23 protein-coding genes are annotated in these 20,782 nt (G+C 68.1%); 18 read left to right on the forward strand and 5 right to left on the reverse strand.

Annotated elements, in window-relative coordinates:
- The first annotated feature begins 3 nt into the window (after positions 1-3).
- From ihfB to ACJ4V0_RS03440, 9 genes are all read left to right on the forward strand, one after another.
- On the forward strand, positions 4-288 hold the full coding sequence (gene ihfB / locus ACJ4V0_RS03400) for an integration host factor subunit beta (RefSeq protein WP_448298463.1): 285 nt from the start codon (positions 4-6) through the stop codon (positions 286-288).
- Positions 285-659 carry a LapA family protein gene (locus tag ACJ4V0_RS03405; protein ID WP_448298149.1) on the forward strand — a complete coding sequence of 125 codons (375 nt, stop codon included), beginning with the start codon at positions 285-287 and terminating at the stop codon, positions 657-659. The genes ihfB and ACJ4V0_RS03405 overlap by 4 nt, the downstream gene beginning before the upstream one ends.
- Before the next feature lie 7 nt (positions 660-666).
- Positions 667-1,626 carry a bifunctional Delta(1)-pyrroline-2-carboxylate/Delta(1)-piperideine-2-carboxylate reductase gene (lhpI, locus tag ACJ4V0_RS03410; RefSeq protein WP_448298150.1) on the forward strand — a complete coding sequence of 320 codons (960 nt, stop codon included), beginning with the start codon at positions 667-669 and terminating at the stop codon, positions 1,624-1,626.
- 9 nt (positions 1,627-1,635) lie between these two features.
- Positions 1,636-2,301 carry a phosphoribosylanthranilate isomerase gene (locus tag ACJ4V0_RS03415; RefSeq protein WP_448298151.1) on the forward strand — a complete coding sequence of 222 codons (666 nt, stop codon included), beginning with the start codon at positions 1,636-1,638 and terminating at the stop codon, positions 2,299-2,301.
- Complete coding sequence (gene trpB, locus ACJ4V0_RS03420; RefSeq protein WP_448298152.1) at positions 2,298-3,515, forward strand: tryptophan synthase subunit beta; 1,218 nt, start codon at positions 2,298-2,300, stop codon at positions 3,513-3,515. Before ACJ4V0_RS03415 ends, trpB begins: the two co-directional genes overlap by 4 nt.
- Complete coding sequence (gene trpA, locus ACJ4V0_RS03425; protein WP_448298153.1) at positions 3,512-4,348, forward strand: tryptophan synthase subunit alpha; 837 nt, start codon at positions 3,512-3,514, stop codon at positions 4,346-4,348. Before trpB ends, trpA begins: the two co-directional genes overlap by 4 nt.
- 62 nt (positions 4,349-4,410) lie before the next feature.
- Complete coding sequence (accD, locus tag ACJ4V0_RS03430) at positions 4,411-5,304, forward strand: acetyl-CoA carboxylase, carboxyltransferase subunit beta (protein ID WP_448298154.1); 894 nt, start codon at positions 4,411-4,413, stop codon at positions 5,302-5,304.
- Between the two features lie 131 nt (positions 5,305-5,435).
- Complete coding sequence (locus tag ACJ4V0_RS03435) at positions 5,436-6,758, forward strand: bifunctional folylpolyglutamate synthase/dihydrofolate synthase (protein ID WP_448298155.1); 1,323 nt, start codon at positions 5,436-5,438, stop codon at positions 6,756-6,758.
- A gap of 65 nt (positions 6,759-6,823) precedes the next feature.
- The gene (locus ACJ4V0_RS03440) at positions 6,824-7,006 is read left to right on the forward strand and encodes a hypothetical protein (RefSeq protein ID WP_448298156.1); all 183 of its coding nucleotides are present in this window, start codon (positions 6,824-6,826) and stop codon (positions 7,004-7,006) included.
- A gap of 30 nt (positions 7,007-7,036) precedes the next feature.
- Here ACJ4V0_RS03440 and ACJ4V0_RS03445 read toward each other — a convergent pair whose 3' ends face one another.
- Together ACJ4V0_RS03445 and ACJ4V0_RS03450 are read right to left on the reverse strand one after the other, a co-directional pair.
- Entirely contained in the window at positions 7,037-8,212 is a 1,176-nt protein-coding gene (locus tag ACJ4V0_RS03445) for an NAD(P)/FAD-dependent oxidoreductase (RefSeq protein ID WP_448298157.1), read from the reverse strand.
- A 20-nt stretch (positions 8,213-8,232) separates the two neighbouring features.
- Entirely contained in the window at positions 8,233-9,156 is a 924-nt protein-coding gene (locus tag ACJ4V0_RS03450; RefSeq protein WP_448298158.1) for an LssY C-terminal domain-containing protein, read from the reverse strand.
- Positions 9,157-9,259: 103 nt separating this feature from the next.
- On the opposite strand from ACJ4V0_RS03450, the gene ACJ4V0_RS03455 reads away from it, so the two are divergent.
- Both ACJ4V0_RS03455 and ACJ4V0_RS03460 read left to right on the forward strand, forming a co-directional pair.
- Positions 9,260-10,321: a DUF2272 domain-containing protein gene (locus ACJ4V0_RS03455; protein WP_448298159.1), complete on the forward strand. Its 1,062-nt coding sequence runs from the start codon at positions 9,260-9,262 to the stop codon at positions 10,319-10,321.
- Between the two features lie 96 nt (positions 10,322-10,417).
- Positions 10,418-11,026: a YitT family protein gene (locus ACJ4V0_RS03460; RefSeq protein ID WP_448298160.1), complete on the forward strand. Its 609-nt coding sequence runs from the start codon at positions 10,418-10,420 to the stop codon at positions 11,024-11,026.
- Positions 11,027-11,033: 7 nt separating this feature from the next.
- On the opposite strand, the gene ACJ4V0_RS03465 is transcribed toward ACJ4V0_RS03460, so the two are convergent.
- The 3 genes from ACJ4V0_RS03465 to ACJ4V0_RS03475 form a co-directional block, all read right to left on the reverse strand.
- Positions 11,034-12,230 (reverse strand): multidrug effflux MFS transporter, encoded by a 1,197-nt coding sequence (locus ACJ4V0_RS03465; RefSeq protein WP_448298161.1) that lies wholly within the window; start codon positions 12,228-12,230, stop codon positions 11,034-11,036.
- A 149-nt stretch (positions 12,231-12,379) separates the two neighbouring features.
- Complete coding sequence (locus ACJ4V0_RS03470; RefSeq protein WP_448298162.1) at positions 12,380-13,357, reverse strand: tripartite tricarboxylate transporter substrate-binding protein; 978 nt, start codon at positions 13,355-13,357, stop codon at positions 12,380-12,382.
- A 68-nt stretch (positions 13,358-13,425) separates the two neighbouring features.
- A complete protein-coding gene (locus tag ACJ4V0_RS03475; RefSeq protein ID WP_448298163.1) occupies positions 13,426-14,169 on the reverse strand; it encodes a GntR family transcriptional regulator in 744 nt (247 codons plus the stop codon).
- Positions 14,170-14,255: 86 nt separating this feature from the next.
- Here ACJ4V0_RS03475 and ACJ4V0_RS03480 point away from each other — a divergent pair, with 86 nt between their 5' ends.
- The 7 genes from ACJ4V0_RS03480 to ACJ4V0_RS03510 all read left to right on the forward strand — a co-directional run bounded on the left by ACJ4V0_RS03480 (position 14,256) and on the right by ACJ4V0_RS03510 (position 20,782).
- The gene (locus tag ACJ4V0_RS03480) at positions 14,256-14,543 is read left to right on the forward strand and encodes a UxaA family hydrolase (protein ID WP_448298164.1); all 288 of its coding nucleotides are present in this window, start codon (positions 14,256-14,258) and stop codon (positions 14,541-14,543) included.
- A gap of 253 nt (positions 14,544-14,796) precedes the next feature.
- Positions 14,797-15,948, forward strand: coding sequence for a UxaA family hydrolase (locus ACJ4V0_RS03485; RefSeq protein ID WP_448298464.1), 1,152 nt, complete (start codon positions 14,797-14,799; stop codon positions 15,946-15,948).
- Entirely contained in the window at positions 15,945-16,448 is a 504-nt protein-coding gene (locus ACJ4V0_RS03490; RefSeq protein WP_448298165.1) for a GNAT family N-acetyltransferase, read from the forward strand. The genes ACJ4V0_RS03485 and ACJ4V0_RS03490 overlap by 4 nt, the downstream gene beginning before the upstream one ends.
- Complete coding sequence (locus ACJ4V0_RS03495; RefSeq protein WP_448298166.1) at positions 16,448-17,485, forward strand: YeiH family protein; 1,038 nt, start codon at positions 16,448-16,450, stop codon at positions 17,483-17,485. Before ACJ4V0_RS03490 ends, ACJ4V0_RS03495 begins: the two co-directional genes overlap by 1 nt.
- A gap of 3 nt (positions 17,486-17,488) precedes the next feature.
- The gene (locus ACJ4V0_RS03500; protein ID WP_448298167.1) at positions 17,489-18,424 is read left to right on the forward strand and encodes a hydroxyacid dehydrogenase; all 936 of its coding nucleotides are present in this window, start codon (positions 17,489-17,491) and stop codon (positions 18,422-18,424) included.
- Entirely contained in the window at positions 18,421-19,413 is a 993-nt protein-coding gene (locus ACJ4V0_RS03505; RefSeq protein WP_448298168.1) for an Ldh family oxidoreductase, read from the forward strand. Before ACJ4V0_RS03500 ends, ACJ4V0_RS03505 begins: the two co-directional genes overlap by 4 nt.
- Before the next feature lie 121 nt (positions 19,414-19,534).
- Positions 19,535-20,782 carry a pyridoxal-phosphate-dependent aminotransferase family protein gene (locus ACJ4V0_RS03510; RefSeq protein ID WP_448298169.1) on the forward strand — a complete coding sequence of 416 codons (1,248 nt, stop codon included), beginning with the start codon at positions 19,535-19,537 and terminating at the stop codon, positions 20,780-20,782.

Genomic DNA, 20,782 nt, shown 5'->3' on the forward strand with positions numbered 1-20,782 from the left:
GCCATGATCAAGTCGGAACTCGTCCAGAAAATCGCCGAGCAGAACCCCCAGCTCTACCAGCGCGACGTCGAGAACATCGTCAACGCCATCCTCGACGAGATCGTCGGTGCGCTGGCGCGCGGCGACCGGGTGGAACTGCGCGGCTTCGGTGCGTTCTCGGTGAAGGCCCGCCAGGCGCGCGTCGGCCGCAATCCGCGCACCGGCCAGCATGTCGAGGTGGACGACAAGGTCGTGCCGTTCTTCAAGACCGGCAAGGAAATGCGCGAGCGTCTGAACAAGGGCGCATGACCATGCTGCGGCGCATCATCAACTGGCTCTTCCTCGCCCCTGTCGCACTGATCGCCGTCATCCTGGCGGTGGCCAACCGGACACCCGTCACGCTGTCGGTCGACCCGTTCGCGCGGGAGGCCTCGGCGCTGTCCGTCACCGTTCCGCTTTTCGCAATTGTGTTCCTCGCGATGATCCTCGGCGTCGTCATCGGCGGCGCCGCCGTGTGGTGGAAGCAGGGGCGCTATCGCAAGCGTTGCCGTCAGGCCGAGAGCGAACTGTCGGCGACGCGCAGCGACGTCGAGCGGCTGCGCAACGAACTCGGACGCGGCGACCAGGCGCCAGGCGCCTCCGGAGGGGCCCTCGCCTTCTTCAACCGGCCCGCGGCCTGAGCCTTTCATGCGCATCATCACCGCCGCCGAGATCGCCGGCGCCCTGACCTATTCGGCCCTCGTCGATGCGCTGGCCGAGGCCTTCCGGTCCGACATCACCGTGCCGCTGCGTCATCACCACCCGATCCGCCAGGAGGAGGGGGTTCCCGAGGCGATGCTGCTGCTGATGCCGGCCTGGACCCCGCCGGGCGACGGGGCCTTTGTCGGCACCAAGCTGGTCTCGGTCTACCCCGGCAACGGCGCGCGCAACCTGCCGTCGATCTATGGCAGCTACGTGCTGTGCAGCGGCGAGACCGGCGCGCCGCTCGCCATCCTCGACGGCACCATGCTCACGGTCTGGCGCACGGCCTGCGCCAGTGCCCTCGCCTCGCGCTATCTGTCGCGGAAGGATGCGACCCGCATGGTCATGGTGGGCGCCGGCGCGCTGGCGCCGCATCTGATCCGCGCCCATGCCGCCATACGCCCCATCCGCAACGTCACGCTGTGGAACCGCTCCCGCGACAAGGCGACGGCCCTCGCGGAGGGGCTGTCCGGCACGGTGCCCGGCATCACCTTCACGGTCGCGACCGACCTGCAGGCGGCGGTGGAGGAAGCCGACATCGTCACCTGCGCGACGATCTCGTACAATCCCATCGTCTCCGGCGACTGGCTGAAGCCGGGTGCCCATCTCGATCTGGTCGGCGGCTATACGCCGGCGATGCGCGAGGCGGACGACGCCGCGGTCCGGCGCGCCAGTCTGTTCGTCGACACCCGCACCGGCGGCCTGAAGGAAGCCGGCGACATCGTCGATCCGATCCGCCGCGGCATCATCGCGGAAGGCGACGTGAAGGCCGATCTCTTCGACCTCGCCCGCGGACTGCACCATGGCCGCGCCTCGGCCGACGAGATCACGCTGTTCAAGTCGGTGGGCACCGCACTCGAAGACCTCGCCGCCGCCATGCTGGTGTGGCGGTCGCTGCCCGTCTAAAGACAGGGCATGCCCCTGCTCGTCAAAATCTGCGGCATCTCGACGATGCCGACCCTGGACGTTGCGCTGGAGGCCGGCGCCGACATGGTCGGCCTCGTCTTCTTTGCCAAGAGCCCGCGCAACGTGTCGATCGCGACGGCGCGCGCGCTGGCGGAGCACGCCCGTGGCCGCGCTGAGGTAGTCGCCCTGACGGTCGATCCGACAGATGAGTTTCTCGCCGAGGTCATGGAAGGCGTCGGGCCTGACGTGCTCCAGCTTCACGGCGCCGAGACCCCAGGGCGCGTCGCCGACATACGGTCGCGCTTCGGTCCGCGCGTCATGAAGGCAATGGGGGTGGCGGAGGCCGCCGACCTTGCGCCGGTCAGGGACTATGCCGCGGTCAGCGATCTCATCCTCGTCGATGCCAAACCGCCGACGACGGCGGAGGCGCTGCCCGGCGGAAACGGCCTGACATTCGACTGGCGGCTGGTGGCCGGCCTTGACCCCGGCTGCCCGGTCATGCTTTCGGGAGGCCTCCATCTAGGCAATGTGGCCGAGGCCATCCGGCTGACCCGTTTGTCCGGCGTCGACGTATCGTCAGGTGTCGAGAGTGCGCCGGGTCTGAAGGACCCGGACAAGATCAGGGCCTTCGTGGCCGCCGCCCGCCAGGCGCAGGGCGAAGGAGAGTGGCGATGAATGCACCGCTGAAGCCCAATTCTTTCCGGTCGGGACCGGACGAGAACGGCCGGTTCGGCATCTATGGCGGCCGTTTCGTCGCCGAGACGCTGATGCCCAACATCCTTGAGCTGGAGCGGGCCTATCACGAGGCGCGCCACGACCCCGCCTATGTCGCGGAAATGGCGAGCCATCGCACCCACTATATAGGCCGGCCGAGCCCGCTCTACTTCGCCGAGCGGCTGACCGAGCATTTCGGCGGCGCGAAGATCTACCTGAAGCGCGAGGAGCTGAATCACACCGGCTCGCACAAGGTGAACAACGTCCTCGGCCAGATCCTGCTCGCCCGCCGCATGGGCAAGAAGCGCATCATCGCCGAGACCGGCGCCGGCCAGCACGGGGTCGCCACAGCAACGCTCTGCGCCCGTTTCGGCCTCGAATGCATCGTTTACATGGGCGCCGTGGACGTCGCCCGGCAGGCGCCGAACGTCTTCCGCATGAAGATGCTGGGCGCGACCGTCGTTCCCGTCCAGTCGGGCGCCAAGACTCTCAAGGACGCCATGAACGAGGCGCTGCGCGACTGGGTCACCAATGTCGACACGACCTTCTACTGCATCGGCACGGTGGCGGGCCCCCACCCCTACCCGGCGATGGTGCGCGACTTCCAGTCGGTGATCGGCGAGGAGACGCGCGAGCAGATGCTGGCGCAGGAAGGCCGCCTTCCCGACAGCCTCATCGCCTGTGTCGGCGGCGGCTCGAACGCCATCGGCCTGTTCCACCCCTTCCTCGACGACCCATCGGTTGAGATCTACGGCGTGGAGGCGGCAGGCCACGGCCTCGACAAGCTCCATGCCGCCTCGATCTCGGGCGGCAAGCCGGGCGTGCTGCACGGCAACCGCACCTATCTGCTGATGGACGAGGACGGCCAGATCCAGGAAGGCCATTCGATCTCGGCCGGCCTCGACTATCCCGGCATCGGCCCCGAGCATTCCTGGCTGAACGACATCGGCCGCGTCACCTATCTCTCGGCCACCGACGACGAGGCGCTGGAGGCCTTCCAGCTCATGTCGAAGATCGAGGGCATCATTCCGGCGCTGGAATGTGCCCATGCCATGGCCAAGGTCGCGGAGCTCGCCCCGACCAAGCCGAAGGACCACATCATGGTCATGAACCTCTCCGGCCGCGGCGACAAGGACGTGCCGCAGGTCGCCGAAATCCTGGGGACCAAGCTTTGACCACCCGCCTCGACGCCCGATTCGCCGATCTCGCCCGCGAGGGCCGCGCCGGCCTCGTCACCTATGTGATGGCCGGCGACCCCGACCGCGAGACCGCCCGCGCCATCCTGAAGGCCCTGCCGGCGTCCGGAGCCGACGTCATCGAGTTCGGCATGCCCTTCACCGACCCGATGGCCGATGGACCTTCGATCCAGGCGGCAGGCCTGCGCGCCCTCGCGGGCGGCCAGACGCTGAAGAAGACCCTCGAGGACATCGCCTGGTTCCGCACATTCGACGCGGCGACCCCGATCGTCCTGATGGGCTACTACAACCCCATCTACATCTACGGGGTCGAGCGGTTCCTCACGGACGCGAAGGCGGCCGGCATCGACGGTCTCATCGTCGTCGACCTGCCGCCCGAGGAGGATGCCGAGCTCTGTCTCCCGGCCCTGAAGGCGGGCCTCAACTTCATCCGCCTCGCGACCCCGACCACCGATGACAAGCGGTTGCCAACGGTGCTGCGCAACACCTCCGGCTTTGTCTACTACGTGTCGATCACCGGCATCACCGGCGCCGCCACCCCGGATTTCGACAGGACCGCGCAGGCGGTGGCCCGCATCAAGCGGCACACGGACCTGCCGGTGGCCGTCGGCTTCGGTGTAAAGAACGCCGAGCATGCCGGCGCCGTGGCGCGCGGCGCCGATGCCGTCGTCGTAGGCACGGCATTGATCGACGCCCTGAAAGGCTCGCTCGATGCCTCCGGCAAGGCGACGGCGTCGAGCGTCGATGCCGTCACCGGCCTCGTCGCCTCGATCGCCTCGGGCGTGCGCGGCGCCCGGCAGGCTGCCGAATAAGCGCCGCCTTTCGGCGCGATACTCCGCTTTCCGACTTTCTTGCACCCGTCAGGACGACAGTCATGAACTGGATCACCGACGTTCTTCCCCCGAAGATCCGATCGTTCCTGAAGCGGGACACGCCCGAGAACCTGTGGATCAAGTGTCCGGAGACCGGGCAGATGGTCTTCCACAAGGATCTCGAGAGCAATCTCTTCGTCATTCCTGGTTCCGGCGCGCACATGCGCATGGGATCGACGGCGCGGCTGAAGTCGATCTTCGACAACGGCACCTGGTTCGACGTGCAACTGCCCGATGCGCCGATCGATCCGCTGAAGTTCCGCGACGAGAAGCGCTACGTGGACCGGCTCAGGGATGCCCGGACCAAGACCGGCATGAACGACGCCATCAAGGTCGGCTTCGGCAAGCTGGAAGGCCTCGCCGTGACGGTCGCGGTGCAGGACATGGATTTCATGGCGGGATCGCTCGGCACGGCGGCGGGCGAAGCCATCGTCAAGGGCATGATGACGGCGGTCGAGAAGAAGACGCCCTTCATCATCTTCACCGCCTCGGGCGGCGCACGCATGCAGGAGGGCATCCTGTCGCTGATGCAGATGCCGCGCACGACCGTCGCCGTGCAGGCCCTTCGGGACAACAGGCTGCCCTATCTCGTCGTTCTCACCAACCCGACGACAGGCGGCGTCACCGCGAGTTATGCCATGCTCGGCGACGTCCACATCGCCGAGCCCGGTGCGCTGATCGGCTTCGCCGGCCCGAGGGTCATCGAGCAGACGATCCGCGAGAAGCTGCCCGAAGGCTTCCAGCGGGCGGAATACCTGAAGGACCACGGCATGGTAGATCTCGTCGTCCACCGTCACGACATGCGCGCGACGCTCGCCCGGCTTTGCCGGGTTCTGACCAAGGCGCCGGCCAGGACGGAGGATCTCGCCGTCACCGCCGTCACCGTCGCCGGCTGACCGAGGCGACGGGTCGGACGCCACTCGCGCGGGCCTTTCCCGGCTATGCGCCGCATGCCCGCCACCCGGGCGCCAAAGGCCGATGATTTCCTCTTGCACCGGCTGCGCGCGGCGCAGTTAAGTCCCCCGCCATGACGGTTGCCGAATCCTCCATCACCGCCATTGTCGACCGGCTGGCGAAGCTCCATCCGAAGCTGATCGACCTGTCGCTCGACCGCATTCTCCGCGCGCTGTCGCGGCTCGGGGACCCGCACCTCGCGCTGCCGCCGGTGATCCACGTCGCCGGCACCAACGGCAAGGGCTCGACGTCCGCCTTCGCCCGCGCCTTCCTCGAGGCTTCGGGGCGCTCGGTCCACGTCTATACCTCGCCCCATCTCGTCCGCTTCAACGAGCGCTACAGGCTGGCGGCGCCCGGCGGCGGCCGACTGGTCGATGACGCGACGCTCGCCGAGGTGCTTCTGGAGGTCGAGCGGGTCAACGAAGGCGAGGCCATCACCCAGTTCGAGATCACGACGATCGCCGGGCTGGTCATGTTCGCCCGCCACCCGGCCGATGCAGTCATTCTCGAGGTCGGCATGGGCGGACGCTTCGACGCCACCAATGTCGTGCCGCGCCCGGCCGTCTCGGTCATCACGCCGGTCTCGATGGATCATGCGGACTATCTCGGCGACACCATCCCGAAGATCGCGGCGGAAAAGGCCGGCATCCTCAAGCGCGGCCGCCCGGCCGTCATCGCACGGCAGACCCCCGAGGCCATGGCGGAGATCGAGCAGGCCGCCGCCGCGACCCGTTCACGTCTGCTTGTCTCTGGCCTCGACTGGTTCGCCCGCAGCGAGCATGGCCGCTTCGTCTATCAGGACGAGGACGGACTGATCGACGCCCCGCCGCCCCGGCTCGCAGGCGTGCACCAGTTCGAGAACGCCGGCGCCGCCATCGCAGCGGTCAAGACGGCGGGATTTGCGCTGGACGCAAACGCCATCGAGACAGGCCTGCAGACAGTGTCCTGGCCGGCGCGCCTGCAGCGGTTGACGGGACGGGTGGCAGAGGCCCTGCCCGTCGGCGCGGAGGTCTGGCTCGACGGCGGGCACAATCCCGGTGGCGGCGAGGTGCTGGCCGAGGCCATCCGATCCCTCAACGCGCGCCAGCCGCGGCCGCTGGTGATGATCGCCGGCATGATCTCCACCAAGGACCCGCGCGGCTTCCTCGATCACTTCCGCGCCCTCGCCCCGACGCTGCTGTCGGTGCCATTCAGCTATCCGGCGGCCCTGCCGGCGCCGGCTCTGGCGGAAGCTGCCCGCGCCGCAGGGCTCGATGCACGGGCCTGCGGCAGCTTCGACGAAGCCCTCGCCGCGGTGCGCGACCGTGCCGATGCGGTGCCGCCGCGGGTGCTGATCACGGGCAGCCTCTATCTGGCGGGCGACGTGCTGGCGAAGGACGGCTGGGAGCCGTCCTGAGAGGCGACGGAACCGGGGCCCCCGACGCTCGTTGACCTCGACAGAGGCAACGAGGAGCCATGGTGATGGACGATCCCGACCAGACTGCACCCGTGCCCCGCGACGATGGCGGCACACCGCCGAAGCCGCCCTCCCGGCGCGAACGCCACGAGATGGCGACCGGCAACCAGCGCGCGGCGGTGCCAAAGGCCGCGCGGGACGACAAGGCCATTGCCGCCGAGGATCTGGACGCGTCGAACGACAAGTAGAGCCGGCCTCAACGCGACCGTCGCCTCGCTTCAGAACTTTCGCCGGAACGAGAACAGGTCGCTGTCTGTATCGCCGTTCCCGGCGATGAGCCCTCGCAGAATCTGAGCGGCCATCATCGAGAAGGTGATGCCGTTTCCGCCATAGCCGAGCACGGCATAGCAACCGGGCAGCTTGGGGACCGATCCGATGGAGGGCGTGCCGGTCGTCGAGGCGCCGAAGCTGCCGCACCAGGCATACGCGGCCTCGGTGTCTATGCCGGGCATGAGCTTGCCGAGCTTCCGCCGGATCGTGCGGGTCTTCTCCTCCAGCAGGGCGTCCCGCCGGTCCTCGTCGACGAAGTCCTCGTCCTCCCCCCCGCAGATGATACGGCCGTCCTGATCCGACCGCAGGTAGAGATAGGGATCGGAGGCTTCCCAGACGAAGGGCATATCCACCGGGATGGCTTTCGGCTGCGGCGTTGTGGCGATGCAATAGGTCGACACGATGCGGTGGTTCTTGCGCGGCACGTATTTCGGAAGTTCGTAGCCGGTGGCGAAGACCAGGTGCCGGCCGGTCACGGACGCGCCACCCTCCGTCATCGCGGTCACGCTGTCCCGCCCGGTTTCGAGGGAGGCGACCTCGACCGGCGCATAGAGACCGGCACCGCGCTCCAGAGCCGCGCGCAGGAACCCGGCAGCGAGGCGCCGCGGATCAGCCGCGAGGTTGCCATGGCCGAGGATCGCGGCGCGCCGCGCCAGCCCGTAGCGCGTCTCCACCTCGCCGGCCGCAAGAACGGAGACCTCGAAGCCGGCCCGGCGGCGGGCGGCGGCCTCGAGTTCCAGGCCGTTCCGATCCAGCACGTCGCCCTGAAGGTAGAGGGTGTCGCGCACGGCGAGATCAGCATTGATGCCGAGATAGGCGGCGCGCTCGCGAAGGGCGTCGAGCGCCAGCTTGGAGCGCCGCCAGATGCGCTCGGCACGATCCAGCCCGATACGGGCCGAAAGCTCGGTCAGGGGCGTGTCGATCTCGTACTGCAGGAGGGCGGTCGAGGCCGGCGTCGATCCCATCAGCGGCCCGCGGCGGTCGAGGATGACCACCTTCAGGCCCGCATCCGTCAGCGCATCCGCGACCATCGCCCCGGAGATGCCGGCCCCCACAACGATGACATCGGCGGTGATGTCGCGCATCAGCTTCCTGGAGGGGATCGCGGCGAGTGGACGCGACATCCACGGCGATCGCCCTGTTCTCAGATCGCGGGCATGCGTTGCGGACATGGTCGTTCCCGATCGGACACAGAAGGAAGCGAGCGGATGTAATGTCCGGGGCGACCGATTGTTCCGGCAGGCGGGATCCCCTCAGGGGCCGCAGCGCGCGACCGACGTCGCGAGCGCCCATATCCGTCGGCGCATTGCGATCCACCAGGGTCTCGGCCGACCTCGGCGGGGCCGCGGAGGATCTCAGGGCGGCGGCCGGGTCCCAGAACGCCGACGAGAATCTCGCCGTCGGTGACATAGCGGTCGCCGCCACCGTTCCGACCATTCAGGGTGGGACCTGAGCCCGCGATGAAGTAGCGCCGCACGAGCCGGCCGGCCGCCTCGAGGCTCTCGATGACGAAGGCGCGCTCGGTGTCCACGTCGGGAGCGATATGGTGCGTGATCTGCCCGGTGAGATGGCTGAATCCGACGCTGCGGTCGAAACTCGCCGCGCCGAGGAAGAGCGGACCCTCGTCCATGTCGAGCACCTTCCAGAACCGGACATGGTGACGCCGGTCGGCGGAGCCGCCCACGGGCTTCTCGAAAGCGAGGTCCTGTGGCCGGCCTTCGAAGAGAAGTGGCGAGACGGGAGCGTCCGGATATGGTCGGTCGAGAACGACGGATAGGCCGATGGCGAGGCTCGAGCGCAGCGTGACGGGGTCGGCGGGACGCCAGCCGGCTGCTTGCATGGCCGCGGCAATCTCGGCGGCACCGCCGACGAGACCGACATTGATCGGGTCGCCGGGGATGCCGGCTGTCGTCCGCGTCAGCATCGGACGCCCGACGAGACCCGGATGGTGCTCGTGGCGCCACCACAGGTCGGGGGCGACGAGATAGGCGCCGACACCATAAAGCGTGAGAACCAACAGGACCAGGCCGGCCAGCTTGCGCCATCGGTGCGGGCGGGAAGGGTTCATCGGCGAAGACTACCCGCGTCCGACCGGGCTCGCCATGCTGCGGGAATCCTGCTGATGTTCCCGCCGGACCGGGGTGCGGTCTGGAACGGGACGGCGGGCTGGCATGACATGGATTGCGGGACGCAGGGGGGGATGGGGTGTCTCGCTTGTGGCGCTCGCCGCGCTGCTGGCGCCCGCCATTACATCGGCGGAGGCGATGCCGCCGGCTGAACGCACGGCGCTCGACAGGCTGTGCCGCACGACCGGCGGGAGTTCATCCTCGCCAGCCGCCCTGACGATCGCGGCAACGGCGGTGCGCGAGCACGAGACCTTCGGCGGGCATGTCATCGGCCGGGGCGGCACGCTCATCCGTTTCGGAGCCGTCGAGGCGGATGTGATCCGCGACGAGGCGGCGGGGCGCGGAGTGCCCTGGCGCGAGGTGATGCGCTACTGGGAGAGCCTCGGCGCGCTGGCAGAGGGGCCGCTGCAGGTCCGCCGGATCCCGCGCCTTCAGGACGACGCCCATGCGGCCGGGGCCGGCGAGCTCGTGCCGCTCGGAGAGCTCCTGGCGCGGCTCGGGGGCGGCAGCCTCTCGGAGACGGAGCGCGAGGCGCTCGTGCAGGCCGCGATGCGCGGCGCGGCGGTGGACATCCCGTGGTCGGCGGCCTTCGTGTCGCACGTGGTCGTCACGTCAGGGGTCTCCCGCACGCGGTTTGCCGCCGCCATGGCCCATCTCGACTACGTGACCGAGGCGGCCCGGCGCAGCCGCGACGAGGCGCAGGGACTGGCGGCCGGCGCCTTCTACCGGGCCTGCGATCCACGGACCACGCCGCTGCGGCCGGGCGATCTCCTCTGCCTGCACCGCCACGACCCGACTGGCCTGGAGGGCGGTTCAGGATTTGATGCATTGGTTCCGGCGCTGGCCCGCGGCGAGCGGCCCGTGTGGAACCTCCACTGCGACGTCGTGGTCGCGCGCGACGAGCAGCGACGCACCGCCACAGTAGTTGGCGGCAATGTGCTCCAGTCGGTGGCGCGTCGTGATCTTGCCATCAACCGACGCGGCGTCCTCGCCATCCCGCGCCGCCAGCGCCCCTGCCCCGAGGGCGCACGGATCGGCCCGCTGTGCCAGCCGGAGTCAGCCCCGTGGTTCGTGGTGCTGCAGGCGGCCGACCCTTCCGAGCCTTGAGCAGCCGCCTGCATTGGGGGCAGACCTGCCCACACGTTGGGCGCGACCAACGCCGAGGTCGTCTGCTATTGTGCGCCGCAACAGAGGAGCAGCCCCATGTCCGAGAACGTGTTGCGCCACCGGCTGCATGAAGACGCCATCGCGCTGGTGCTGGGGACGCTGTTCGTGGCCCTCGGCATCGCCTTCTACGCCAAGGCCTCGCTATTGACCGGCAGCACCGTTGGCATCGCGCTGCTGCTCAGCTACGCGACGCCGCTGAACTTTTCCGCCCTGTTCCTGCTGGTCAACCTGCCGTTCTTCGCCCTGTCCCTGTTCCGGCTCGGCTGGGCCTTCACCGCCAAGACCCTTGCGGCGGTGGTGCTGGTGTCGGTCTTCTCGAGGTTGATGCCGCTCTGGCTCGAGATCGGCCATCTCAACCCGGTCTATGCCGCCATCGTCGGCGGCGGCCTGTTCGGCATCGGGCTGCTGATCCTGTTCCGGCACGGAATGAGCCTCGGCGGGGTCAGCATCCTCGCCTATTACCTGCAGGAGAAGCGCGGGATCCGGGCCGGCTATTTCCAGTACGGCGTCGATCTCCTCGTCATGCTGGCGGCCACTTCCGTGCTGAGCCTGGATCTGATCGCCCTGTCGATCGCCGGCGTCACGGTGCTCTGCACCGTTGTCGGCATGAACCATCGCCCCGGCCGCTACGCCGGACTGAGCTGAAGACCGATCAGTAGGTGTCCCGGCGGCGGATCAGCGCCACCGCGGCGAAGGCGCCGAAGGCGCCGAAGACGGAAAGAGCCACCATCGGCACTGGGCTCATCGTCGTACCGACCAGCGTTCCGGCGATCTGCGCTGCGATGGCGCCGAGCCCCATTTGGGCGAAACCGACGATGCCGGAGGCTGAACCCGCCACCTCCGGCCTGACGCTCACCGCGCCGGCGATGGAGCCTGGCAGCTGCAGGCCGTTGGAGAAGGCGATGGCGGCCTGCGGCAGGAACAGCCAGGCCGGATGGACCATCAGGCCGGAGATGGCGATGGCGAACTGCAAGAGCGCCATCAGCACCATCATCAGGCTGCCCCAGCGGATCAGCCGGTCCGAGCCAAGGCGTGCGGCATAGCGGCCGCAGACGGCATTGCCCAGCATGTAGCCGCAGGCATTGACCATGAACCAGAGGCCATAGACCGTCGAACTCTGCCCCATCAGCGTGACCGTGATGTGCGGCGCGCCGCCGACGAAAGAGAAGAAGGTGATGGAGGAGAGCGCGCCGATGAGCAGGTAGCCGACGAAGACACGGTCGCGGAGGAGATCCCCGGCATCGCGCAGCAGTTGGCCGAAGCTCGGCGACGAGACGACCGCCCGGGTCTCGGGGAGCCGAAACACGGCGAGCGCCAGGGTGACGAGGGCGATGGCGGCGGTGGCCGCGAAGACCCAGCGCCAGCCGATCGTCTCGGTCATGAGACCGCCGATGGACGGAGAGACCATCGGGGCGACCACCATGGCCATGGTCACCCAGCCGATCATCGAGGCCGCGCGGTCCTTGTCGAAGACGTCGCGGATGATGGCGCGGCCGATGACCTGGCCGGCGGACGCGCCGAAGCTCTGCAGCACGCGGGCGACGATGAGCATGGCGGCGCTGGCAGCGAGCGCGGCGAAGACGCTCATCGCGGCGGTGATCGCCAGGGCCGCGATGATGACCGGCCGGCGGCCGTAGCGGTCGGAGAGCGGCCCGAGGAAGAGCTGCGCCACCGCCATGCCGGCGAGATAGAGCGTGATGGTGAGCTGGATCGTGCCGGGGTCGGTGTCGAAATAGCGCGCCAGCCCCGGCACCGCCGGCAGCGGCAGATTGAGCGCCATGGGGCCGATCGCGGCGAAGATGACGAGCAGCGGCACGAGGGCGCGCGGCGCGAGACGAGGATCTTGCATGAAGGGCTCTCGACCGTGGCCCGTGATGTCGCCCGGTTGCCCTCAATGGGTCAAGGCGGGGAATCAGATGGCCGCCCTGCCGGGTCGGACCAGGCGGCCAGTTGAAGGACCAAGGTCCGCCGTGGCGGAGGCGGATGACCCCGGCCTGCTCAGTTCGATGGGACGAACCCCGATTCCGAGATGACCCGCCGCCATTTGGCGACCTCGCTCTCGAGACGGGCCCGTGCTTCCGCCGGACCGCGCTGGCCCGCCGGGAACGGTGTCGTGCCGAGGTCGGCCAAGCGCTTGAGGATGGTCGGGTCCTTGAGCGCCACCTCGAGTGCGGCATTGAGCCTCTGGATGATCGGGGCCGGCGTGCCGCGCGGCGCATAGAGAGCGTGCCAGACCGTCACCTCGAAGTTCGCCAGCCCGGATTCATGCAGCGTGGGAAGGCTGGGAAGCTGCTCGACGCGCTGCAGCGCCGTCACCGCATAGGCGCGGATGCGGTTGCCCTGGATCTGCGGAATGGAGTTCGTCGTCTGGTCGCAGAGAGCATCGAGCTGGCCGGCGACGAGGTCGTTCATGGCGGGGCCGGTGCCGCGGTAGGGAATCTCGTTGACCTTCACCCCGAGTTGCGACTGCAGCATCATGTTGCAGAGATGCGAGCCGGAGCCGACGCCGGCGGTACCGAAGCTCACGCCGCGGCCCGTCTTCTTCACGTGCTCGATAAACTCGGCGATGGTCTTCGTCTCGAGCCCGTTCTTCGACACGATGACGAAGGGACCCTGGTTGATCAGGCCGATGGGCTCGAAATCCTTCACCGTATCGTAGCTGAGGTTGCGGTAGAGCGTCGCGCCGGCCGCGAGCGCCAGATGGTGGATCAGTAGCGTATAGCCGTCCGGGGTGGCGCGCGCCGTACGGGCAGCCCCGGTCGTCCCGCCGGCGCCGCCGACATTCTCGATGAGCACCGCCTGCCCGAGGGATTGCGACAGCGACTGGCCGACCAGACGCCCGAGAACGTCAGAGGGGCCGCCGGCCGCATAGGGCACGATCAGCGTGATCGGGCGGTCGGGGTAGGTCTGTGCAGAGGCCGGCGATAGGGCAAAGCCCACCGTCAATGCGGCGGCTGTCAAAAGTCGTCCAAGCATTCGATTTCCTCCTTGTGGATGACGGTATTGTCGTTGCTGAACGTCCGGTCCGTCGAGCCGGCGTCATTTCATTTCAAGTCCGAGATGTAGTGGAAATGATCTGTCCTGCAGAGAGAAACACGCCATTCCACCTTCATGCCGTCAAGATCGATGGCGAGACGGTCGATGGCGAGAACGGGTGACCCGCCCGCGATGCCCAGGTGAGAGGCGTCGGCGTCCGGGCAGGCGATGGCCTTCAGGCTTTCCGACGCGCGAGCCACGGTGACCCCGTAGCGCTCGACATAGAGGCCGTAGAGATTGTTCGGGACAGGATCGAAGCGGGAAAGCCCCGGGAATCGCCCGGCAGGAACGGCGATGCGCTCGCTGACGGCAGCCTCGCCGCCGAGCGACCGGATGCGGTGGATGATGACGGCGGGTTCGCCCGCGGCCAGGCCGAGCCGGTCCGCGACATCGGGCGGCGCCGGCACCTCCAGCACGGAAAGGACGAGGCTGTCAGGAAACTCGCGGCGCCCGTCATCGCGGGTCAGCTTGAAGAACTGGAAGAGAATACGGTCCTCGTCGTGGCTGGCGACGAAGGTGCCGACACCCTGGCGGCGGACCAGCAACCGCTCGGCCGTCATCTCGTCGAGGGCCTTGCGGACGGTGCCCTGACTGACGCCGAGATCACCAGCGATCTGGAACTCCGACGGGATCATCTGCCCCGTCTGCCAGGCGCCTTCGGCGATGCGTCGGACGAGCCGCTCCTTCACCTGCCGATAGAGCGGCAGGAAACCGACGACGCGTTCCGGGTCCGGTTTTCGACCTGCCGACAACGACAACTCCCTGCGCGACCCCACGTTGACAGCCTAGCACGTCTTATGTCTTATACAAGACCTAGAAGCCTACGGAGGAAACGCCCATGGGAAGCCCCCATCTGCTCGTCCATGAGAAAAAGGACACGGTCGGTGTCGTGGTTGTGGAAGGCCTGAAGGCCGGCACCGACATGCTGGCCGTCGTCACCCACGACAATTCGGATTTCCGCATCGCCGCGAAGCAGGACATCCCGATCGGCCACAAGGTGGCGCTGAAGGATATCAAGAAGGGCGAGACCATCTGGAAGTACGGCCAGGACATCGGCATCGCCAAGGCCGACATCAAGACGGGCGAGCACGCCCACGTCCACAACATCAAGACCAAGCGTTGGTGATGCGATCAGGGACACATGGCCCATCGCAATTGCGTCCTTCGAGGATGCACTTCCTCGATGCAGGCAATGGCCTCAACGGCCGAATTCAAACGGCGAAAGCCGAACCGACAAAGGAAACGCCATGTCGCTGATGGTCGCCAATTTCGATCTCGTCCAGCGCAAGCTGAAGAACGTCAAGGGCCGCAAGATCGAGGCGGAAGCCTTCAAGGCGCCCGTCGTGAAGCGCCCGACTGGCCGCGCGCTCGACAGCATCATGGGCTGGCGCCGCGAGAACGGCCGCGTCGGCGTGCGCAACCACGTGCTCCTGCTGCCTCTCGATGACCTGTCGAACGCCGCCTGCGAAGCGGTGGCCAACAACATCAAGGGCACACTGGCCATTCCGCATGCCTATGGCCGCCTGCAGTTCGGCGCGGATCTCGATCTCTATTTCCGCACCCTGATCGGCACCGGTTCGAACCCGAACGTCGCCGCCGTGGTGGTGATCGGCATCGAGGACCAGTGGACCAAGGTCATCGTCGACGGCATCGCCAAGACCGGCAAGCCGGTGGTCGGATTCGGTATCGAGGGCCACGGCGACATCGCCACCATCGCCAAGGCGAGCTACGTCGCCAAGGAGTTCGTGCAGTGGGCGGGCGAACTGCAGCGCGAGAAGTGCCCGATCACCGACCTGTGGGTCTCCACCAAGTGCGGCGAGAGCGACACGACGACGGGCCTCTCCTCCTGCCCCACCGTCGGCAACATGTACGACAAGCTCATCCCGCGCGGCGTCTACGGCGTCTTCGGCGAGACTTCGGAGATCACCGGCGCCGAGCACCTGTGCAAGGCGCGTGCGGCCACCAAGGAGGTGGGCGAACGCTGGTACAAGATGTGGAAGGCCTATCAGGACGACGTCATCGAGGCCCACAAGACCAATGACCTCTCGGACTCGCAGCCGACAAAGGGCAACATCGTCGGCGGCCTGACCACCATCGAGGAAAAGGCGCTGGGCAATCTCGAGAAAATCGGCCGCGAGTGCAGGTACATCGACATCCTCGAGCCGGCCGAGGCACCGGCCCGGGGGCCCGGCCTCTACTACATGGACACGTCCTCCGCGGCGGCAGAATGCGTGACGCTGATGGCGGCCGGCGGCTATGTGGTCCACACCTTCCCGACCGGCCAGGGCAACGTCATCGGCAACCCGATCGTCCCGGTCATCAAGATCTCGGGCAATCCGAAGACCATCCGCACCATGCCCGAGCACATCGACCTCGACGTCTCCGGCATCCTCAAGCGCACACTCACCATCCCGCAGGCGGGCGATGCCCTCATCGAGAGCATCGTGCGCACCGCCAACGGCCGCCTGACCGCGTCGGAGGCGCTCGGCCATCGCGAGTTCTCGCTGACCAAGCTCTACCGTTCGGCGTGACGGCACGCGTCACAGCCCGGCTCGACCTGACACAGATCGACGAAGACGATTTCGCCGATCTGTGCGCGCTCACGGGACATCCGGAGGTCGGCGGCAAGCTGAAGCACGGCGTTTTGTCGGCGGACGAGACCCGGCCGCTGCTCGACAGCTACAGGGCCACCTGGAGCGAGCGCGGTTATGGGGTTTTCGTGATGCGGCGGCGCGACACGGGGGCCTTCGTCGGGATCGTCGGCCTGTGGGACCACGATGCCGGGATCGGCGTCGCCATGCGCTACGCCGTGATGCCGGAGCATCGGGGAGAGGGCTTCACGAAGGAGGCGGCAAAGTCCGTTCTCGATTTCGCCGCAGAGAAGAATATTCATCCTGTCATGGCGGTCACGCGCGAAAGCAATCTTGCGTCCCGACACATTCTCGTCGATCTCGGCTTTGCGCTTCACGAGGTCCGCGACATCGGGGACCGGAGCATCGCGATCTACCAGATGACGTCCTGGAGCCCCTGATGACCCTGTCGGCAACGACGCGACCGCTGCTTCCCGGCATCGCGCTGGCCACGGTGGTGGCCGTGGCGGCCATCTATGCCGAGCCGCTGGTCCGGCAGGTCAGCGCCGGCCGCCTCGCCCTGCCGGTCATGGTCATCGCGCTCATTGTCGGCATCACCCTGCATTCCTTCGCCGCGCGACCCGTCTTCGAACCCGGCCTCGGCTTCGCGGTGAAGAAGCTGCTGCGCTGGGCCATCGGCCTGCTTGGCCTCAGGATCGCCTTCGGCGACATTCTCGGCCTCGGTCTCGGCACCCTTGTCCTGGTGGTCGTGTCGATGGCCGCGACGATCGCCAGCGGCATCTGGCTCGCGCGCCGCCTGGCGGTTCATGACGGCTACGGCGCCCTTGCGGGAGCCGCCACCGCCGTCTGCGGCGCCTCGGCGACACTGGCGACGACGACGGTCCTGCCGAACTATCCCGCCAAGGCCGCGGACACCGCTTTCACGGTTGTCGCCGCCAATGCGGTTTCGACCATCGTCATGCTGGCCTATCCGCCGCTCGCCATCCTGCTCGGCTTCGATGCGACGAAGACTGGCATCCTCCTCGGCGCCACGATCCACGACATGGCACAGGTGGTCGGCGCCGGCTATGCGGTGTCCGAGCCGGTGGGCAACACGGCCGTCGTGGTCAAGCTCTTCCGCGTCTTCCTGCTGCTGCCCGTTGTGCTCGCCATCGGCTGGTGGTTCGTGCGGCAGGGCGCCCATACCAACGAGGCCAAGGTCCCCGTCCCCGTCTTCGCCATCGTCTTCCTCGCGCTGGTGGTGGTGAACTCGGTCCTGCCCGCGATACCCGCGCTCGCCGCCCCCTATGCCGTCGCCAAGACCTGGCTGGTCCACCTCTCCAATGCCGGGCTGCTGATCGCCATCGCGGCGCTTGGCCTCGGCACCTCGATCACCGCCATCCTCTCCATCGGCTGGCGGCACGTGGCCGTCTTCTTCGGCACCACGGTGGTGATCCTCGCCATCGTCACCGCCGGGCTCTTCATCATCCAGGGATAGCTCATGACTGAGATCGTCATTTCCGAGTTCATGGACGCGGCGGCGGTCGACGATCTCAGGCGAGACTTCAGCGTCACCTACGACAAGGCGCTGGTCGATCGCCCCGAGGACCTCAAGGCGCTTGCGGCGGGCGCCCGCGCCCTGATCGTGCGCAACCGGACGCAGGTGAGCGGCGACCTGCTGAGCGCGGGCGCGAAGCTGGAAGCCATCGGCCGACTCGGCGTCGGACTGGACAACATCGATGTCGAGGCCTGCAAGGCGCGCGGCATCGCCGTTCTTCCGGCGACGGGCGCCAACGACGTCGCGGTCGCCGAATGGGCCATCGCGACCATTCTGGTGCTGCTGCGCGGCGCCTATTTCGCGACCGATGCGGTGGCGGCGGGCACATGGCCGCGCGAGCGCCTGATGGGCCGCGAAATCCATGGCAAGGTCCTGGGCCTGGTCGGCTTCGGCGCCATCGCCCGCGAGACGGCGGTACGCGCCAGGGCGCTGGGCATGACGATCATCGCCGCCGACCCCTTCGTGACGTCGGACGACCCGGCCTGGGGGCGCATCGGCGCCCGTTCCGTATCGCTCGATGCCCTGCTGGCGGAAGCCGACGCGGTAAGCCTGCACGTGCCGCTGACCGCCGAAACACGGAACCTCATCGATGCGGAGAGACTTCGCGCGATGAAACCCGACGCCGTCATCGTCAATGCGGCCCGCGGCGGCGTAGTCGACGAGACCGCACTGGCCGCGGCACTCAAGGCCGGCACGATCGCCGGCGCGGCGCTCGACGTCTTCGACGTGGAGCCCTTGAAGGCCGGATCGCCGCTCGCCGGCTGCCCGAACCTGATCCTCACGCCGCATATCGCCGGCGTGACGGTCGAGAGCAATGTGCGGGTCTCGTCGGTGACCGCCGCCAATGTCCGCCGCGTGCTGATGGGGAAGCGCACATGACCACCGTCTCGTTGAACGCGGCCCGCGCCTGGGTCGTCCGCATCTTCACCGATCATGGCGCGAGCCCCGAGGCGGCGCGTTCCGTTGCGGCGGCCCTCGTCGGCGCCGAGGCAGAAGGCCTGAAAGGTCATGGGCTCTCGCGCATCCCGACCTATCTGGTGATGCTGACGAGCGGCAAGATCGACGGCCGGGCCGTACCGACCGCGACGCGCGTGCGGGCTGCGACACTCGCCGTCGATGCCGCCAACGGCTTCGCCTATCCGGCCGTCGATCTCGCGCTGAAGGAACTCCCGGCCATCGTCCGCGAGACCGGGATCGCCGCGGCGACCATCGCGCGCTCCAATCATGCCGGCGCCCTCGGCGCCCATGTCGAGAAGCTGGCGGATGCGGGCCTGATCGCCCTGTTCTTCGCCAATACGCCGGAGGCCATTGCCCCTGCCGGCGGCACGAAGGCTGTCTATGGCACCAATCCCATCGCGTTCGCCTGTCCCCTGCCCGGCCGGCCGGCCATCGTCGTGGACCTGGCGCTTTCCACCGTGGCGCGCGGCAACATCGTCGCGGCCAACCAGAAGGGCGAGGCGATCCCGGAGGGCTGGGCGCTTGACCCGGACGGCAACCCGACCACCGATGCCGCCAAGGCCCTCAAGGGCACGATGGTGGCCCTTGGTGGCGCGAAGGGCACCGCCCTCGCCCTCATGGTCGAGGTACTCGCGGCGGCCCTCACCGGCGCGCACCTCGCCTTCGAGGCCTCCTCCTTCCTCGACGACAAGGGCCCGCCCCCCGGCACGGGACAGACCATCCTCGCCATCGATCCCTCGGGCTTCGGCCATTCGGGCTTCGGCGAGCGGATCACCGCCCTCGCGGGGGCGATCGAGGCCCAGGCCGGCGTCCGCCTGCCCGGCCAGCGGCGGCTGAAGCTGCGCCAGAAGGCGTTGGCCGAGGGCATTGCCCTGCCTGCCGATCTCGTCGCCAGGTTCGGGCCCGCCTGACAATCCCCGAGAGCCGCCGGGAAAAGCGCATCAGCCACGCCGGACAGCCCCTTGCGAGGCTCGAAGGCGGCGTTTACCCGATTGTGCAACACGATCCGGACATTCCGGGAGAGGACCACCCATGAGCGTCGCCAACGGCCGCAGCCTTCTCGCCATCCCCGGCCCGACCAACATTCCCGACCGCGTGCTGCAGGCGATGATCCGCCCGGCCGAGGAGATCTATTCGGGGCCAATGGTGGCGCTGACCGACAGCCTTCTGGCTGACCTCCAGACCATCTTCCGCACCCGCGGGCGCACCTACATCTACGCGGCAAACGGCCACGGCGGCTGGGAGGCGGCGATCTCCAACGTGCTCTCGCGCGGCGACAAGGTGCTGGTGCTGGCCAGCGGCCGCTTCGCCATCGGCTGGGGCCAGATGGCCGGTTTCATGGGCGCCGACGTCGAGGTGATGGAGGGCTCCTGGCGGGCCTCGATCGATCCCGCTGCCGTCGAGGAGCGCCTGCGCCGCGACACCGGTCATGCCATCAAGGCGATCCTGATGGTGCAGATCGACACGGCATCCGGCGTCGCCAACGACGTGAAGGCCGTGCGCAAGGCGATCGACGCCGCCGGCCATCCGGCGCTGTTCATGGTCGATGGCGTCGCATCCCTCGGCTGCATGCCCTTCGAGATGGACGAGTGGGGCGTCGACGTTGCCATGTCGGCGTCGCAGAAGGGCCTGATGACACCGCCGGGCCTGGCCTTCGTCGCCGCCAACGACAAGGCGCACAAGGCCCACGAGACCGCCGACATGAAGACGCTCTACTGGGACTGGACCGCGCGCCAGGGCAAGGAGCACTACATGAAATATTGCGGCACACCGCCGGAGCATCTGCTCTTCGCGCTGCGCGCTGCCCTCGACATGATCAAGGAAGAGGGCCTCGATGCCGTCTTCAAGCGCCATCGCCTGCTGGCGGAAGCGACACACGCCGCCATCGGCCGCTGGTCGGAGGGGCAGGTTCTCTCCTGCAATGTCATCGACCCGGCGCAGCGCGCCTGCTCCGTGACCCCGGTCATCGTCCAGGGCGCAGATGCCGAGGCCATCTCGGCCTATGCGCAGAAGATCTGCGGCGTGGCCCTCGGCTCGGCGATCGGCGAACTGTCGGGCCGCGCCTTCCGCATCGCCCATATGGGTCACGTCAACGCGCCGATGGTCATCGGCTCGCTCTCGGCCATCGAGATGGCGATGAAGGCGCTGGGCGTCCCCCATGGCGAGGGCGGCGTCAGTGCTGCGGTGGCGAGCCTTGCCGCCGGTGCCGGCCTGCCCTTCGGACCGGCCACCCACGAAATCCCCGAGAACGATCTTACCGCACCGACCGCGCCGGTCTGA

The organism is Phreatobacter aquiterrae (assembly GCF_053471285.1).

Coding starts and splice junctions, on each gene's coding strand:
- ihfB (WP_448298463.1), top strand. CDS start 4: ATGATCAAGTCGGAACTCGTCCAGAAAATCGCCGAGCAGAACCCCCAG.
- ACJ4V0_RS03495 (WP_448298166.1), top strand. CDS start 16,448: ATGACCCTGTCGGCAACGACGCGACCGCTGCTTCCCGGCATCGCGCTG.
- ACJ4V0_RS03500 (WP_448298167.1), top strand. CDS start 17,489: ATGACTGAGATCGTCATTTCCGAGTTCATGGACGCGGCGGCGGTCGAC.
- ACJ4V0_RS03505 (WP_448298168.1), top strand. CDS start 18,421: ATGACCACCGTCTCGTTGAACGCGGCCCGCGCCTGGGTCGTCCGCATC.
- ACJ4V0_RS03445 (WP_448298157.1), bottom strand. CDS start 8,212: ATGTCGCGTCCACTCGCCGCGATCCCCTCCAGGAAGCTGATGCGCGAC.
- ACJ4V0_RS03470 (WP_448298162.1), bottom strand. CDS start 13,357: ATGCTTGGACGACTTTTGACAGCCGCCGCATTGACGGTGGGCTTTGCC.
- ACJ4V0_RS03435 (WP_448298155.1), top strand. CDS start 5,436: ATGACGGTTGCCGAATCCTCCATCACCGCCATTGTCGACCGGCTGGCG.
- ACJ4V0_RS03480 (WP_448298164.1), top strand. CDS start 14,256: ATGGGAAGCCCCCATCTGCTCGTCCATGAGAAAAAGGACACGGTCGGT.
- lhpI (WP_448298150.1), top strand. CDS start 667: ATGCGCATCATCACCGCCGCCGAGATCGCCGGCGCCCTGACCTATTCG.
- ACJ4V0_RS03405 (WP_448298149.1), top strand. CDS start 285: ATGACCATGCTGCGGCGCATCATCAACTGGCTCTTCCTCGCCCCTGTC.
- ACJ4V0_RS03440 (WP_448298156.1), top strand. CDS start 6,824: ATGGACGATCCCGACCAGACTGCACCCGTGCCCCGCGACGATGGCGGC.
- trpB (WP_448298152.1), top strand. CDS start 2,298: ATGAATGCACCGCTGAAGCCCAATTCTTTCCGGTCGGGACCGGACGAG.
- ACJ4V0_RS03485 (WP_448298464.1), top strand. CDS start 14,797: ATGGGCTGGCGCCGCGAGAACGGCCGCGTCGGCGTGCGCAACCACGTG.
- ACJ4V0_RS03460 (WP_448298160.1), top strand. CDS start 10,418: ATGTCCGAGAACGTGTTGCGCCACCGGCTGCATGAAGACGCCATCGCG.
- ACJ4V0_RS03465 (WP_448298161.1), bottom strand. CDS start 12,230: ATGCAAGATCCTCGTCTCGCGCCGCGCGCCCTCGTGCCGCTGCTCGTC.
- ACJ4V0_RS03450 (WP_448298158.1), bottom strand. CDS start 9,156: ATGAACCCTTCCCGCCCGCACCGATGGCGCAAGCTGGCCGGCCTGGTC.
- ACJ4V0_RS03510 (WP_448298169.1), top strand. CDS start 19,535: ATGAGCGTCGCCAACGGCCGCAGCCTTCTCGCCATCCCCGGCCCGACC.
- ACJ4V0_RS03415 (WP_448298151.1), top strand. CDS start 1,636: ATGCCCCTGCTCGTCAAAATCTGCGGCATCTCGACGATGCCGACCCTG.
- accD (WP_448298154.1), top strand. CDS start 4,411: ATGAACTGGATCACCGACGTTCTTCCCCCGAAGATCCGATCGTTCCTG.
- ACJ4V0_RS03455 (WP_448298159.1), top strand. CDS start 9,260: ATGACATGGATTGCGGGACGCAGGGGGGGATGGGGTGTCTCGCTTGTG.